At 44.9% G+C, this 15,504-nt stretch carries 12 protein-coding genes; 6 read left to right on the top strand and 6 right to left on the bottom strand.

The window, feature by feature from the left end; genetic code table 11:
* Positions 1 to 47 precede the first annotated feature (47 nt).
* Positions 48 to 3,200 carry an efflux RND transporter permease subunit gene (locus AAAA78_RS04620; RefSeq protein WP_340590585.1) on the top strand — a complete coding sequence of 1,051 codons (3,153 nt, stop codon included), beginning with the start codon at positions 48 to 50 and terminating at the stop codon, positions 3,198 to 3,200.
* Positions 3,201 to 3,242: 42 nt separating this feature from the next.
* Here AAAA78_RS04620 and AAAA78_RS04625 read toward each other — a convergent pair whose 3' ends face one another.
* Positions 3,243 to 3,515, bottom strand: coding sequence for a hypothetical protein (locus AAAA78_RS04625; RefSeq protein WP_295903322.1), 273 nt, complete (start codon positions 3,513 to 3,515; stop codon positions 3,243 to 3,245).
* A gap of 100 nt (positions 3,516 to 3,615) precedes the next feature.
* On the opposite strand from AAAA78_RS04625, the gene AAAA78_RS04630 reads away from it, so the two are divergent.
* Together AAAA78_RS04630 and AAAA78_RS04635 are read left to right on the top strand one after the other, a co-directional pair.
* The gene (locus tag AAAA78_RS04630; RefSeq protein WP_340590587.1) at positions 3,616 to 4,227 is read left to right on the top strand and encodes a 16S rRNA (guanine(527)-N(7))-methyltransferase RsmG; all 612 of its coding nucleotides are present in this window, start codon (positions 3,616 to 3,618) and stop codon (positions 4,225 to 4,227) included.
* A gap of 48 nt (positions 4,228 to 4,275) precedes the next feature.
* A complete protein-coding gene (locus AAAA78_RS04635) occupies positions 4,276 to 4,719 on the top strand; it encodes a hypothetical protein (RefSeq protein WP_340590588.1) in 444 nt (147 codons plus the stop codon).
* 4 nt (positions 4,720 to 4,723) lie between these two features.
* Here the strand turns inward: AAAA78_RS04635 and ygiD are convergent, their stop codons facing one another.
* Both ygiD and AAAA78_RS04645 read right to left on the bottom strand, forming a co-directional pair.
* Positions 4,724 to 5,497: a 4,5-DOPA dioxygenase extradiol gene (gene ygiD / locus AAAA78_RS04640; protein WP_340590589.1), complete on the bottom strand. Its 774-nt coding sequence runs from the start codon at positions 5,495 to 5,497 to the stop codon at positions 4,724 to 4,726.
* A 4-nt stretch (positions 5,498 to 5,501) separates the two neighbouring features.
* The gene (locus tag AAAA78_RS04645; RefSeq protein WP_340590591.1) at positions 5,502 to 6,104 is read right to left on the bottom strand and encodes a YceI family protein; all 603 of its coding nucleotides are present in this window, start codon (positions 6,102 to 6,104) and stop codon (positions 5,502 to 5,504) included.
* A gap of 74 nt (positions 6,105 to 6,178) precedes the next feature.
* On the opposite strand from AAAA78_RS04645, the gene AAAA78_RS04650 reads away from it, so the two are divergent.
* Entirely contained in the window at positions 6,179 to 7,099 is a 921-nt protein-coding gene (locus tag AAAA78_RS04650; RefSeq protein WP_340590592.1) for a LysR family transcriptional regulator, read from the top strand.
* Here the strand turns inward: AAAA78_RS04650 and AAAA78_RS04655 are convergent.
* Positions 7,096 to 7,635 carry a PilZ domain-containing protein gene (locus AAAA78_RS04655; RefSeq protein ID WP_340590593.1) on the bottom strand — a complete coding sequence of 180 codons (540 nt, stop codon included), beginning with the start codon at positions 7,633 to 7,635 and terminating at the stop codon, positions 7,096 to 7,098. The two genes, AAAA78_RS04650 and AAAA78_RS04655, sit on opposite strands and share 4 nt — an antisense overlap.
* Positions 7,636 to 7,744: 109 nt before the next feature.
* Positions 7,745 to 8,695, bottom strand: a complete 951-nt coding sequence (gene thiL / locus AAAA78_RS04660; protein WP_340590594.1) for a thiamine-phosphate kinase — start codon at positions 8,693 to 8,695, stop codon at positions 7,745 to 7,747.
* Between the two features lie 79 nt (positions 8,696 to 8,774).
* Between thiL and ppk1 the strand changes: the two genes are divergently transcribed.
* Both ppk1 and sixA read left to right on the top strand, forming a co-directional pair.
* Positions 8,775 to 10,940 (top strand): polyphosphate kinase 1, encoded by a 2,166-nt coding sequence (gene ppk1 / locus AAAA78_RS04665; RefSeq protein WP_340590595.1) that lies wholly within the window; start codon positions 8,775 to 8,777, stop codon positions 10,938 to 10,940.
* A 12-nt stretch (positions 10,941 to 10,952) separates the two neighbouring features.
* On the top strand, positions 10,953 to 11,459 hold the full coding sequence (gene sixA / locus AAAA78_RS04670; protein ID WP_340590596.1) for a phosphohistidine phosphatase SixA: 507 nt from the start codon (positions 10,953 to 10,955) through the stop codon (positions 11,457 to 11,459).
* Here the strand turns inward: sixA and AAAA78_RS04675 are convergent.
* Positions 11,456 to 15,469, bottom strand: coding sequence for a hypothetical protein (locus tag AAAA78_RS04675; protein WP_340590597.1), 4,014 nt, complete (start codon positions 15,467 to 15,469; stop codon positions 11,456 to 11,458). The genes sixA and AAAA78_RS04675 overlap by 4 nt on opposite strands.
* Between the last annotated feature and the right edge of the window lie 35 nt (positions 15,470 to 15,504).

Here is a 15,504-nt window from a genome sequence, read left to right on the forward strand (position 1 = left end):
ATTTTACAGGGATTGCCTACAGTGGCGAGTCTTATGAGGAGTGTTAAATGAAGCTCTCGGATATTTCGATTAAGAATCCCGTATTTGCGTGGATGTTGATGTTTGGATTGATGATTTTCGGTCTGATCTCATTCTCTCGTATGGGCGTGAGTCAGATGCCAGACGTCGACTTTCCAACGGTGAACGTCAGCGTGACTCTGCAGGGGGCTGCGCCTGAGGTGATGGAAACGCAGGTTGTCGACCCGATTGAAAGTTCATTGATGTCGGTGGAGGGGATTCAGTCCATCAAGTCGAGCAGTAAAACGGGCTCTGCAACGATCACCGTGGAGTTCGATCTAGATCGCAATATCGACGTGGCTTTGCAAGACGTGCAAGCCAAGGTAGCAGCGGCTCAGCGCCTTTTGCCAGATGACGTAGATGCTCCAACACTTTCCAAAACAAATCCGGATGACCAGCCGATCATTTGGTTGGCACTGACTTACGAAAAAGAAGATCCTGAATTCTTAATGCGTTATGCGCGCGATTATTTGAAGGACCGCTTCACAACTGTTGAAGGTGTCGGTGACATCTTCCTTGGTGGTTACACGGATCCTGTGATGCGTGTGCGTGTTCGTCCGAAAGATTTGATTCGTTATAACATCGCGGTGAGCGATGTGATGGATGCAATCTCCAGTGAACACTCCGAGCTTCCTGGTGGTTACATCGAAACGGATAAAAAAACTTTCAACGTCCGTACGATGGGTGAGGCGAAAACGGAAGAGGAATTCCGCTCTATCGTGATCAGCCGCCGGGCCGGTGCCACGGTCGCTGATCCAACGAATATGGTGAAGATCTCTCAAGTGGCCGATGCGAGCATGGGGCTGGATAAGATTTCTCGTATGTCGCGCTTTAATGGCAAGACAGCGTTGGGTTTAGGTATCCGTAAGCAGCGTGGAACCAATGCCGTGGCTGTTGCGAAAGCCGTGAAAGAAAAAATCAACGAGATCCAAACACAGCTTCCTGAAGGTATGAAAATTCAAGTGAACTTTGACAGTACAAAGTTCATTGAGCAATCCGTGCACGAGTTGAACAAACACTTGATGCTTGCGGTGATCTTGACATCTTTGGTGTGTTGGTTGTTTTTGGGAAGCTGGTCAGCGACGTTCAACGTTTTACTGTCGATTCCGACCTCGTTGTTGGGGGCCTTCATCGGTCTTTACTTCCTCGGTTATACTCTAAATACATTCACCTTGTTGGGTCTGACGCTGGCGATTGGTATCGTCGTGGATGACGCCATCATGGTTCTAGAAAATATCTTCCGCTATAACGAAAACGGAAGAGGACGTATTGAGTCTGCGATCTTAGGCGCGCGCGAAATTTCGTTTGCTGCAATGGCCGCGACAGCCGCCGTTATTGCGATCTTCTTACCAGTCGCTTTTATGAAGGGGATCATCGGTAAGTTCTTCATGCAATTCGGTGTGACGATCTCCATCGCGGTCTTCTTGTCCTTGGTGGAGTCTTTAACGATCACGCCAATGCGTTGTGCGGGTTTTGTTCATCACGGTGAAAGAACAACAAAAATTGGTCGTGCGTTTGAAGCGTTCATGGAAAACCTCAAAGTTTCTTACGACGTGTGGTTGCGTAAATCTTTAGAGCATCGTTGGAAAGTTGTTCTTGGCTCTATCGTCTTCGTGGCGGTGTCTTTTGTTTCTATCAAATTCTTGAACAAAGAGATGAGCCCGGCGCAAGACCAAAGTATCTTCATCGCGCGTTTGATGCTTCCGGTGGGAACGTCTTTACCGTACACGGACCAGCAGACCAAACAGGCTGAGAAGTGGTTGCTCTCTCGTCCTGAAGTTCAACAAGTGTATGCGGCTATCGGTGGTTTTGGTGGTGGTGCTTCTGATGCCAACACGACGATGATGTTTGTGACGTTGAAAGATGTGAAAGATCGTGGCAAGGACCCAGAAAAAGGAAAGCCACTTTCGCAACAAGAGTTCATGCAGATTGCACGTAAAGAGCTCGCGAAAATTCAAGATGTGCGTCCCGTCTTGATGGACTTGTCACAACAAGGTTTCTCGGGCGGTCGTGGTTATCCGATTGAGTTTACGATCTTGGGTTCCGACTGGGACAAACTTGCGAAGTACACGCAAGACATGATGAAAGAGATGGAAAAAAGCGGCCTGATGGTCGACGTCGATTCCAACTATCTTTTAGGTATGCCTGAAATCCAAGTGAAGCCGGATCGCGTCTCGGCGGCTCAGCATGGTGTAAGTATTAAGTCTATCGGTTCGACCGTGAATGCTCTGATCGGTGGAGTGAAAGTCGGCGAGTATCCAGAGGGTGGGCACCGTTACGATATCAAAGTGAAGCTTGTCGATCAGGGAAATCCGATGGATGAGATTAAAACTTTGTTCGTAGGAAACAGTCGTGGGAATTTAATTCCACTTCCTCGCGTGACGAAAGAAGAAATGGGTTCAAGTCTGCAGTCGATCTCTCGTTCCAACCGTCAACGTGCCATCACGGTGACTGCGAACTTAAAGCCGGGCGTTTCACAGCAAACGGCGATGAACTATGTGGAAGCAACGGCGAAGAAAATGCTCGGTCCTGGTTACATGATCGATCAAGGCGGAAGCTCGAAAACATTTAAAGAGTCTTTCCAAAGTTTGATCTTTGCTTTGGTGTTAGGTCTTGTGATTGCCTACATGGTTTTGGCGAGTCAGTTCAACTCGTTCATTGATCCTGTGACGATCTTGATGGCCTTGCCGTTTAGTTTCAGTGGTGCATTCTTCGCGTTGCTGATCACGGGTCAATCATTGAATATGTTCTCAATGATCGGTTTGTTACTTTTAATGGGTATCGTGAAAAAGAACTCCATCCTGTTGATTGAGTTTACGAATACGGTTCGGGATCGCGGAACTCGTGATGCGAAAGCCGCGTTGATCGAGGCCTGCCCAATTCGTCTTCGTCCGATCCTAATGACTTCGATTGCAACGATTGCGGCGGCCATTCCTTCGGCGACAGCGACAGGAGCAGGTTCCGAAACAATGCGACCGATGGCGATTTGTTTGATCGGTGGTGTGGTTGTCTCCACAGCGTTGACGTTGTTCGTAGTTCCTTGCGTTTATTCGTTGATGGATAAATTCAAAAAACGCGACGAGGTTCGTGAGAAAACAAAACAAGCCTTTGCGGCTGTGGGCTCAGAAGCTCTTGACGCTTAAGACGAAAAAAGCTCCCTTAGGGGAGCTTTTTTATTTCTGACTTTAATCTAAAAATTGAATTCCAGCTTTCACCACATTGTCATCGACCGCTTTGACCCAGATGACTTTGGCGCGCATCGGGGAAAGGCGTCCGACCTTCACTTTGATAACTTGGTCTTTTTCGACGGTTTCCATGGTTTTGATAAGTAGGGCACAGCCCGTATAAGATTCATTGAGGATCAAAGCAACGGCCGTGGCCGCAAAGCCCGTTTCATCATGAAAATCTATGAGGGCATGATCCAGCGGATCTGGTTGAAATCGTATCGATCTCGTCATAGATGGCTCCTTAGGGTTATTTTACCCCAAAAACCTGAAGTCGGCTTAACTTTTTCATGAATCATTAGCCTGGGCTTAAAATTTCGATTATCTTCGTTTTATGTATTTTGAACAAAGAACCCCCTTATTTTTGCAATTAGGCTTTCGTGAAGAAGCCTTGCCTCAGCTAAAAGCTTACGTGGATCTTTTATGGGCGGCCAATGAGGATCTCAACTTGGTCAGTCGTAAAATGACCTTCGAAGAGCTCATCGACAATCACGTGATTGACTGTCTTTTACCGCTTAAAAGATTTCCAAAAAACATCAAATCCGCAGCGGATTTCGGTGCGGGCGGGGGGCTTCCGGGAGTGATTTACGCTATCCAATTTCCCGAAGTGAAATACCACTTGTACGAAAAGAGTCCAAAGAAGCAGGAATTCTTAACTTGTTGTAAGACCATTGCTCCGAATTTAGAAATCCACGGGGAGATTCCTAAAGAACTTAAAGGTGTGGAGCTTGTTACAGCTCGTGGATTTAAGCCGATTGATGTGATCCTGGAAGTCAGCCGTGACTATTATAAGAAAAACGGGAAGTACTTTTTGCTTAAAGCTCGTAAAGAAAAAATCGACGAAGAAATCACATTGGCGCGAAAAAAATTTAAAGATCTTAAAGTTGAGATTGAGCCTTTGGCATCGCCGGTTTTGGAAGTTGAACGTCATTTGGTGTTGATCTAATAAATGAAATCACTTTATAGCATACTTACTTTTTTCTTTTTCTTATTGATGTCTTTTACTGCATTCGCCGGTGAACCTGTTCCAGCAGGTTGTACAGCGTCCAGAAATTTTTCTTCTGATGCTTACAAAGCATGGATCTCAAAGGAAACAAAGCATTCTGCAAGTGAAGAGGCGAGCCAAAGCAAAGACATTCCTTTGAATAAAAAAGTCGAATTGCAACTGAATGCGAAGCAAGGCGAATTCAAGGGATTCGTGACTTTCGAAATTCCTGAAGCGGGCATGTATGTCATTGCAACCGATGCTTATCCTCACATGGATATCACGGAGCTCACAACGAGTGAGACCTTAAGCCCTACCGACTTTGGAAAGATCCGTGACTGTGGAACCGTCAGCAAAGCCTTGCGTTTTGAGTTCGCAAAACCTGGCAAGTTTCTGCTGGGTTTTACGAGTGGTCAAGGCCCCATCTTAAATGTCTTAATTTGGAAACTTTAAAGAACTAACTCCACAAAACAGAGCGCATGGAAAGACTTCCCATCTCATATCCTCCCTCGTAAGGGTAGGAGATTTTGTCTTGCTCTGTGGAAGCTCCATAACAGTAAAGCAGGGGAAGATAGTGTTCCGGTGTCGGGACTGAAAGTGCTGCGGCTTCGCCGAGTTTCTTTTCAAAACCTGTCAGAGTCGCTGTGTCTCTTTCTTCCAAAGATTTTTTAATCGCAAGATCAAACTCTTGATTCCAAGGATAAACGGCTGTCGGTTCGCGCCAGTTTAGCACGCGCAAGTTGTGCACGATATTGCCGCTTCCTAAAATCAAAACACCTTTTTCACGAAGGGGACGCAAAAGTTTTCCCATCTCCAAATGCTGCTCCGGAGTTTTTGTCACATCAAGGCTCACTTGAAAAACCGGAATATCAGCATGCGGGAACATGTGAACTAAAACAGACCAAGCGCCGTGATCCAATCCCCATTTTTCATTCAAGGTTGAATCGGGTAAAAGTTTTTGGGCTTCATGCGCGATACTCAAAGGGCCGCGTGCGGGATACTGCACATCAAAAAGAGCTTTTGGAAAACCGTAGAAATCATGAATGGTCGCAGGAGCGGCATTGTAAAGAACTTGAGTTCCCTGTGTCTCCCAGTGAGCGGAGACACAGAGAATCGCCTGTGGTTTTGGAAGCATTTTTCCAAGAGTGTTCAGTCCCACCGTGAAGGGATTCGTGTCGAGAGCATTCATCGGTGAGCCATGACCCACAAAGAGCACAGGCATGAGAGACATAAAATTAACCTTTCTTTTCGATCGGCTTGTTGGCTTCGATCTTGATGATCAAAGTCACTTCGTCGCCGACAACAGGACCCGCTTCAACAGCTTTGCTCCAAGTCAAACCGAAGTCTTTACGGTTGATTTTTCCCGTCGCAGAGAAAGCCACTTTGTGATTACCAAATGGGTCATTCACATCACCCAAGTATTTCACGTCAAGAGTCACTTCTTTAGTTTTACCCTTCAAAGTCAAATCGCCAACGAGTTTCAAGTTATCAGCTGTTCCAACGATCTTCTTTGTGACAAAAGTCATTTTTGGATTCTTCGCTACGTCAAAGAAATCCGGGCTCTTCAAGTGATCGTCACGGTCTTTATTGTCCGTGTTGATCGTTGCAACATCCACATTCAGGTTCGCTTTCGATTTTTCCAACTTTGGATCAATCGTGATGCTGCCATCAAATTTATTAAAGCGACCTTCCACAGTAGCGATCACCAAGTGAGGAATCTCGAAACCGATTTTTGAGTGAGCGGCGTCGATAGCATATGTTCCTGCAGGGATTGTTTTTCCCGCAAAAGCTGTCACACTTGCAAGCGTCACCAGTGTGCTGAGGATTAAATTTTTCATAAGTAGTTCTCCTTTTATTGTTGTTTGACCCACTTAGTATCGCCCTATTTACATTATTGCGAAAGGTGACATAAATGGGATACACTGTTGCACATATGGAACAATTCGATCTCAACCAAATTCGTATCTTCGTGAGACTTGTGCAGGCGGGAAGCTTTACAAAGGCGGCAGAGGTTCTGCGTCAACCCAAGTCCAGGGTTAGCCGTCGCTTGTCCGCACTGGAAAAAGAGCTGGGCGTGCAGTTGATTTATAGAACGACTCGTCAATTTCAACTGACCGAAATGGGACGCGCTTACTATGAACGCGCGCGCGGATTGGTGGAAGGATTAGAAAGTCTATCGACCGAGGTCAGCGATACAACCACAGAAGTGGCGGGCCTTATCAAGATCACGGCTTCCGACGATATGGGCGTAAATATTCTGCCGGGATTGCTCGATGAGTTTTCAAAGCAGTATCCGCAAGTGCGCTTCGAAATTTTTCTGACTCAAGCCTATGTGGATCTTGTGAAAGAATCCATTGATGTCGCCATTCGTATTGGGCACCTGCGCGACAGTTCTTTGCGTGTTCGTCGTGTGGGAACTGTGAAGAACATTCTTGTGGCGACGCCGGGACTTCTAGAGCGTTATCGCAATTGGGAAGATATCAATCAGCTCAGCAACATTCCTTTTGTTGGTTTTACGTTTTTAACAAAAATTGAAATGATTCGCGGAAATGAAGGTAAGAAATTCAATCTGAAACCCACATACACTTACACCTCCAACAATCCCGCAATGCTTGTCGAATTAGCGTTACTTGGCAAAGGCTTGGCTTTTGTGCCTGAATTTTTATGCGCCGAACACGTGCGCACGGGAAGACTTGTGCACATTCATAAAACGTTGCGCGGTCAAGAAACCCCGATCAGCATCGTGACTCCAGAGCAAAAAGAAACGCCGCTCAAAGTAAAAAAGTTTTCAGAATTTATGGCAAAGAGAATGAAGGAAATTTTAGGAAGTTAGAATAGTTTTAAAAGGGCTTTGTAAAGTCCCACATATTCAAAACGGAGAAGACTCCAAATAGCTCCACACCAAAGCAGTCCCAGAAGGCCCATCATCACGAGCTGCGGAAGATTGGCGAGATTGAACTGACTGCGCGGGCGATTGAGCAAATCATCAATCTGACCGCGTTCTTGCGTTTCTTTGAATTTTCTTGCAAGTCCCTGGGCGAGCACAATTCGTTGTGACATTTCTAGCTTATAAAAATGCACGCCGACCAAAGTGCGCGACTCGGAAATGTTTTCCAGGCGCGTGACGATTCCGTAGCACGCCATCTGTTTTGAACCGGGAGGAGTGAATTGAATCTTAATAACTTCTCCCAATAATGGACAAAGATCATCGGGAGCTGTGAAGGCCAAACCAGTTAACGAAACATTTTTGATTTCCGTGCCCTCTTCCCAAGGAACTTGTTTGGGACCCGCGACACGCACCAAGCTATCATCCTCAGTATTGAGAATGTAACGTGGAGATCGGCCGTGATAGCGAGCAAGACTGGTCATGCATTCCTTGTCGGCGAAAACAGGACTCCTCTGAAGGTACGCCGTAAAATTTCATATTGAGATTCGAAAAAATATGACAAAAAGCGTTTCAAAAAGGTACGGCGTACCTCTAGAAGTGATGCCAGCCTTTGAATTCTTTAATTTCTTCTTTTCCGTCAGCGTGTGTGAGGAAAACTCCGGGCGTTTCTGTGAACTGTCCGACAAGATGCCATCCACTAAACAGGTCATAGTCGTCTGGAGAAATGACCATAAGAAGTTCGTAATCTTCGCCGCCCCAAAGTGAAAATTCGTGAGCAGGAATGCCCAACTCCAAAGCCATTTTAGAAGTTTCTTCGTGAAGAGGAAGATTTTCTGCAAAGATGTGAAGGCCGGCACCTTCGGGACAAAGTTGAAGAGCATCGTTGATCAGTCCATCACTGCAGTCCATCAGCGCGTGCACTTTATCTTTCTTTTTTACGAGAGCACCGACCAAATCCAAACGTGGGCGAGGGTGAAGATGTTTTTTCTTCGCTTCTTCGTAATCCGACAATCTTTTTTGCAACGCCATCAGGCCTGTGTGTGAAAGTCCCAAAGGACCACTGCTTAAAAGCAAGTCGCCTTTCATGGCACCTTTTCGAGTCAAAGGATGTTCGCAAGAGCCATGCACGCTGACATCAATAACAAGTTTGTCAGGGCTTGCGGAAAGATCTCCGCCGACGATTTCGCAGGAGTATTTATCGGCAAGTTGACTCATGCCCAAATAGAACTCGTCAAGCCAAGATTCGTTTATTTTTTCAGGGAAGGCGATAGAGACCTGGGCAAAATGTGGGTGGGCTCCCATCGCAGCGATGTCGCTTAAATTCACCGCCAGTGCTTTTGCTCCAAGATCAAAAGCACTGAAATAGTCCAGCTTGAAGTGCACATCTTCAACCATCATGTCTTGGCAAATGACTGAATATCCAAGGAAGTTTTTAAATACAAACGCATCGTCCCCCAGCGGTACGATAGTATGATCGTTGTGACGCTGGACCCGGTAACGAATCTTTTGAATAAGAGTCCATTCCTTGGGGGTATTTTGCATGTCGTTGTTCCTTGAGAAGACGTTGCTAAACAAGTGGCTTTATTGTGAAATATCTGAAGAAAGAGTCAAGGAGGATTCTTTGAATACGCCAAAAGTGGCTTCGCCTAAAAGAACATCAAAAAAGAAATCTACCAGAAAGCCCAAAGTCGTTGAGCATCCTCTGTCATCTGAAAGTCTTTTCAGCAGTCGTGAGATCGGATGGCTGAATTTTAATCGTCGTGTTTTGACAGAAGCTGAAGACGCCCGCAATCCACTGTTAGAGCGCGTGAAGTTTTTAAGTATTTCCACGTCCAATCTTGATGAGTTTTTCATGAAGCGTGTGGGTGGTTTGAAACGTCATATGGCTTACGGTATTTCGCCAAAGTCTTCCGACGGGAAAACACCGCTTTTGCAATTGCAAGAGATTCGTCAGTTCGTCAATCCAATGCTGCAAGATCAAGCGATCTGTTATGACAAAGTTTTAAAGCCCGCTCTGGAAAAAGAAGGTGTGTATCTTCTATCTTGGAAAGAATTGACGGATAAAGAAAAAGAACTCGTTAAAAAATACTACAATAAAAATGTGTTTCCTGTTCTAACGCCACTGTCTGTAGATCCGGGGCATCCATTTCCGTTCATTTCAAACTTGTCTATCTCACTCGGTGTGACTCTGAAGCATCCCAACAATGACGATAAACTTTTTGCACGTGTGAAAATTCCGAAAGTGCTTCCTCAATGGATTCGTATTGATCCTGAATCCTCCACGTTGCGTTTTGTAAGTCTTCTGGAAATGATCAAAGAAAATCTCGCAGATTTATTTCCATCAATGCAGGTTTTGAATGTAATGCCCTTCAGACTCACAAGAAATGCGGACTCGGATCAAGATCAGGAAGATGCGGAAGATTTGTTAGAGGCGATCGAAGAAGAATTGCGCCAACGCCGTTTCGCCGAAGTGGTTCGTTTAGAACATGGACCGAAACCAGATCCTTGGATGCTGAAATTCTTGATGGAAGAGTTAGAAATCACCGAAGAAGACATTTATGAACTTCCTGCGATGCTAGATTTCACTGATTTGAGCGTGATTTCAGATTTGAATCTTCCAAAATTAAAGTTTGAACCTTACACGCCAGTTGTGACGCCAGCCTTCGCCGAAGAAGGTGTCGGGATTTTTAATGCCATTAAGATGAGCGATCAGCTTGTGCACAATCCTTACGAAAGTTTTTCGGCCTCTGTAGAAAAATTCATTCGTGTTGCCTGTGATGATCCAAAAGTTTTAGCAATCAAAATGACTTTGTATCGCACTGGTGACAATAGCCCCTTCATTCGTTCATTGATTCGTGCCGCTGAACAAGGAAAGCAAGTTGTTTGCTTGGTAGAGCTTAAAGCGCGTTTTGATGAAGAAAGAAATATTTATTGGGCGACCGAACTGGAAAATGCCGGCGTGCACGTCGTCTATGGCGTCGTCGGTCTTAAAACTCACGCAAAGACCTCTCTCGTTGTTCGTCAGGAACAAGAGGGTTTGAAATGTTATTGTCATATCGGAACTGGAAATTATAACGTTGCGACCTCACGCTTTTACACGGACTTGGGTCTTTTGACGGCGAAAGAGGAAATCACCAGTGACGTTGTTGAGTTCTTTCACTACCTAACGGGTCGTTCTCTGAAAAGCAACTATCAGAATCTTTTAATTGCGCCAGTGAACATGTTTTCTCGTTTTAAATCCATGATTGAGCGTGAAGCCGATCATGCAAAAGCCGGAAGACCTGCGCAGATCATTGCAAAGTTTAATAACTTTGAAGAAAACGACATTGCTGTGGCCCTCTATGCGGCTTCGCAAAAGGGTGTCGATATCGATATGATTGTCAGAGGTTTCTGCTGTCTTCGTCCAGGTGTTCCCGGCATGAGCGATAAGATCCGTGTGATTTCTATCATCGGTCGTTTCCTTGAGCACTCCCGTTTATTTTACTTTAGAAATGGCGCGAAAGATCCTGTCGATGGAGAGTTCTACATTGGTTCTGCCGATTGGATGTATCGCAATCTGCATGCGCGTGTTGAAGCCATTGTTCCGATCTTAGATCGAGGCTTGAAAGAAAAATGCTGGGAGATTTTGCAGCTCTGTGTGAAGGAGCAGCGCCAAGCATGGCAAATGAATGGCGATGGCACTTACACGCGCCGCAACTCCACAGATATGGGAATTCATCAAACTTTGATGCAAATTGCGAAAGCTCGGGTTACATTGGTTGAAGAAAACCATTCCGCAGCAGAGTAAAGGGCAACAAAAGTGGAACTGATCATCATTCGTCACGCCGTCGCTGAAGAGCGCGAGGATTTTAAAAAGAAAGGCCTCGAGGATCATTTACGTCCATTGACTTTAAAAGGACGTAAAAAGATGCAAAAGGTCTGCGTGAAGCTGCGTGATTACGTGAAAGAAATTGATTTGATCGTTTCAAGTCCTCTGACTCGCGCCCGTCAAACAGCTGAGATCGTGTCGCAAATTTATTTTGAAACAAAAGTAGTGGAAGCCCCTGAGTTGGTGCCGCATAGTCCTCCGCAAGCCTTTGTGAAATGGTTGCGCACGCAAGCGAAAACCTATCGTCGTATTGCGATCATTGGTCATGAACCGCATTTAAGTTCTTTTGCGAGTTATATGCTTTCAGGAAAAACAGAAAGTTTTATTGATCTTAAAAAGAGCGGCGTGATTGGCCTGGAGATGGAGTCCTTTACGTACGCAGAAGCTGGGGGAGCCCAGCTTCTGTATTACATTCCTCCGAAATTCCTCGTCGATTAGTTTGGCAAGAAATCCAAAGCTTTGAAGTAAGCTTCTGAAGCGTCACCGACATCGTTGGAATCGTGTTGAATTGTGATCGCTACGATATCCATGTCTTCCACATTTTTATCTGGGAAGGCGCGCTTCAAATCTTCCGCCAAATTTCTTTGGTACATTTGTGGTTTGCCCAACATGTCTTGATTGTTCAAGAGCAATTGTTTTGCTTCAGGCAAAGTCGCAACCACGATGTTCTTGTTCGAGTACCAGTTTTCAAAGATCTGACCGGCTTGACGAGTTTCGCCGCTCACAGCATCACCCCAGTAGTAACCAAACAAGAAAACTTTGTCGTTCTTAGGATCTACTGTTGCTCTGTCGCCATTTGCTTTACCGTCACGGATCGTGAACCAAACTTGGAAAGCAGAGTCGTCTTTACCCGTTTTACCTTTCACTGGATCGGCACCTGGAACACCTTTAGTCACATCCAATTTCAACATCATCTTAGAGAATTCTACAGGAGAGAATCTGTAAGCCAATGTCGTCATACGGATGGAGTTGTTTTTACTTTTCATCAAGGCCCATTTTTCGCCTTCATGATCTGCTGTCACGTAACCGAAGTCTTTGTTGTCATCCAAACCACCTGGGGAACGCGATTCATAGTTGAACTGGTGATCCATGCGGAAGTGAACCATGTTCGTGTGGTTGTAATCAATGCGGATACCTTCTGGCATATTTGCTTTTGTCGCTGGCGCTACTTTTACGCCGGCCATAATATCTGGAAGTTTTTGGACATCAAGGCTTGCATACGGCTCATAGCGAAGTTGCGATTGTGGCAATTTCACTTTCGGTTCATAGCTGTCAGCAGGGTCATTAATCTTTGGAAGCAAGTTCATGTTCAATTCCCAAGTGTTGCCGTAAGGAAGGAACTCAACAAAGTGCTCGCCTTTTAAAGAGTACTGTTTCGCAAGACCGTCTTGGCTTAAGCGGTAGTAAGTTTGTGATTTGATCGGAGAAGCATTCGCCGCTGCCAAAATCACTTTTGAGTTCCAAGCCAAGTTTTTCTTATTGTTGTTGATATCAAGTTCAGCCAAAGAGTTTACAAGACCTTTCATGAACGCTTTTTGGTTAAAGCGTGAGGACAAGATACCTGCCAAGTGATCGGCTTTGATTGTTCCCATATCAACAGCTGCTAATTTCGCCGGGAATTTAGAAGAAGACACAGTCACAACACCATCATTGTCTTCATCGAATTGACCGATGATTTTTGTCGCCTTCATGAAGATATGAGAATCTTCAGGGTCACTTGCGAATGTCACAGAGAAATAACGAGTCAGACCGATCAAACCGCGCTCATTTCTTCTCCAGAAAGCATCCATCGCTGTTGGTGTGATGGATTTAGAAGCTGTTTTTTCTTCTTTGCAGATTGCCGGGCCTTGATGTTCAGAAAGAGCTGAAACCAGAGCAAATGGAACGTCTGTCGTATTCAAGATGCTTGAACCGTGTAAAGGAGCCGCGATCGCGACAAAACCTTTAACATAGTTCGAGATCAAGCTTGGATTTTTCGTGAAGGCCGTCAATGTATCCACGGCACCTTTAGAGTAACCCAAGATCAAGTAACGAGGAGAAGCATGACCGCGTTGTTGGCGTGTTTTAATATCTTCACGCAAGTAGTTCAAGATGATGTCAGCATTCACTTCGCTTCCGCATGTGCTTTCTACTGGAGGCTGGATCACACGAAGACCCATTTCATCCATCAAAGAGTTCAAGCCAAGGCTGAAGATCTCTTTGTCAAAGATGCTGTTGTAGATACCTGGGACGTAGACGATTGTAAGATCATCCAAAGACTTGTTATAAAGTTTCGTCATTGGTGTTGGGTAAATACGGTCTTCAAGGTCTGCTTCTTTAATCGCTTCCTGAAGAAGAGTTTTCGCAATTGTTGAATCCGCGTATTTCGCACCACTGTTTGGATTCGTGTATTTTTCGTTCAAACCTTTGAAGCTATCAACATACTTGTCTTTGCCGCCGAGCCATTGTCTTGCGAAAAGCATGTCGCGAGTTTCTGGAAGGTAAGGCTTTTCTTGAACCACGATAGATTTTTCAAGAAGAGCAGGCATTTGGTACATCTTCATAACAGCGCGTTTTGCAGGAAGAACATACTGAGCAATGCTGCCGATGATTCCATCTTTGTTTGCGATGTCTTCTTTAAGATCTACTGATGCTGTTTTTGTATCTTTCAAAAGACCCATTTTATCTTTTACTTTCGCGATACGTGGGTCGTTCATCAATTTTTCAACGTCACCGGAATTTTGAAGTACGGCGTCGGTTACGGCACCGATATCTTCAGGGCTGATCATGGAGTTGATATCAAACTTCGCCATATCGAAATTCATCGGAGACAAAGTCTGAGAACCAGGTTGTTTGAATGGATCAAACTTGAAGGCCTCCATAAAGCTCTTCATTTCTGTAACTAAGAAATAAGGACGTGTATCAGACACAAAGCGTGTGATGTGTTGGAAGATGCGCTTTTGGGAAAGATCTTTCGCTTGAGTTTCGATACCTTGGCGTGATTTCAGAACTTCAGCCAATGATTCTTGACCAGAAAGACCGGCTCTTTTTGCTGTGTTACCGAAAAGGTCTTTAGGGTTGATACCAAGGAATGGAAGAATGTCTTTAGAACGAATTTGTCCCGGTACTTTTCTTTTTGTTGAAGCAAAAAGTCCGTAAGATGAGGCCGCTGTTAACGAACCGTGTGTACGGTACATTTTTGTGAAAGCACCCAGTGAAGACGTGATGTTATATCCATCTTTCAAAGTAAGGATAAAATCTGGGAAGTCGAAGTTTCTTTCAGAAGCAGATTCAATCAAACGATAAACTGAATCTGGATATTTTGAATTTTGGGCTGCTTCAAAAGCTTGTGTCGCTGTCATAGCTTTTGGAGCGGCTTTTGTTGATTGATAAACAGTACCTAACTGCAATACGTTCGCAGTTTCTGGATAATAGTAGTAAAGATTGTTCTTTTTATCGAATTGAACTTTCGCTTCACCCGCAGAAGAAACAACAGTCATTAGTGTTTCTTGAGCATTGTTGCGGTTCACGTAAACCGCAAGATCAAACCAAGCTTCTTTTTTGAATTCGTTGATCAACGTGCCCATAAGTTTGCGGTCTTTAAGATAAACCGGACCCCAAGTGCCCAAAGCCATCAAAGGAACTGCCACGTCCTTTTGATTTTTAAGCTGTTGTACGTTGTTGAAGCCGGCGCGCTCAATCACTTTGCCGATATCAACACCTGTTAATTCATTTTCAGGTTGGCCTTCTTGGAAGCGACCGATGTTACCGTGGTCGGACATCAAAACAACTTCAACGTCTTGGCCCTTATCTTTATAAGATTTAATAAGACGCTTGATCTCTGCATCTAAAACTTTCATCACAGGGAAAAGACGGTTTAATTGCGTATGCGCTGTGGAATCCACCGCACCAACATAACCTGTAAGGAATTGTTTTGGTTTTGCCGCAATCAAATCATCAACAACGGATTTTACTTCCAATTTAGGAACTTCTTCTGTTGGGAAGTACATCAAAGCTTCAACGTAAGGGTTGAAGAAAGAGTCAAAGGCTCCCATGTAGTATTTAGGGAAAGCCAAGCGACGGTAATAATCGCGGGGATCACCTTGAATTGATTGAGTGGATTCGTCAAAGTATGTTGCTTCAACGGATTTAATGCGACCAGCAGCTCCGAAAAGATCTGCAGTGTGAGTCACTGTTGACCAAGAAAGATCCGTCATTGAAGGAAAAGGAGCGACGTGAGCGCCGACTTGCGAGAACTCTTTAAAGAGGCCTTGTCTTTGTGCGGCTTGGAAGGCGAAGTAACTAAGACCGTCAGCACCAATCACAATGGTTTGAACCTTTTGGGCTGGAGCGGCCGCTTGAGCCTTTTTCCAAGGAAGCTCAAATGCTTTTGCGGGCATTCCAACGGTTAAAGAACCGGCGATCAAACCTGCAGTGAGAACATTTTTATAAGCGTTCAGGCGTTTCATAAGTTACCCCTTAAAAATTGTGTATCAACTTGAAT

The organism is Bdellovibrio sp. BCCA, from assembly GCF_037996825.1.
GTDB lineage: Bacteria > Bdellovibrionota > Bdellovibrionia > Bdellovibrionales > Bdellovibrionaceae > Bdellovibrio.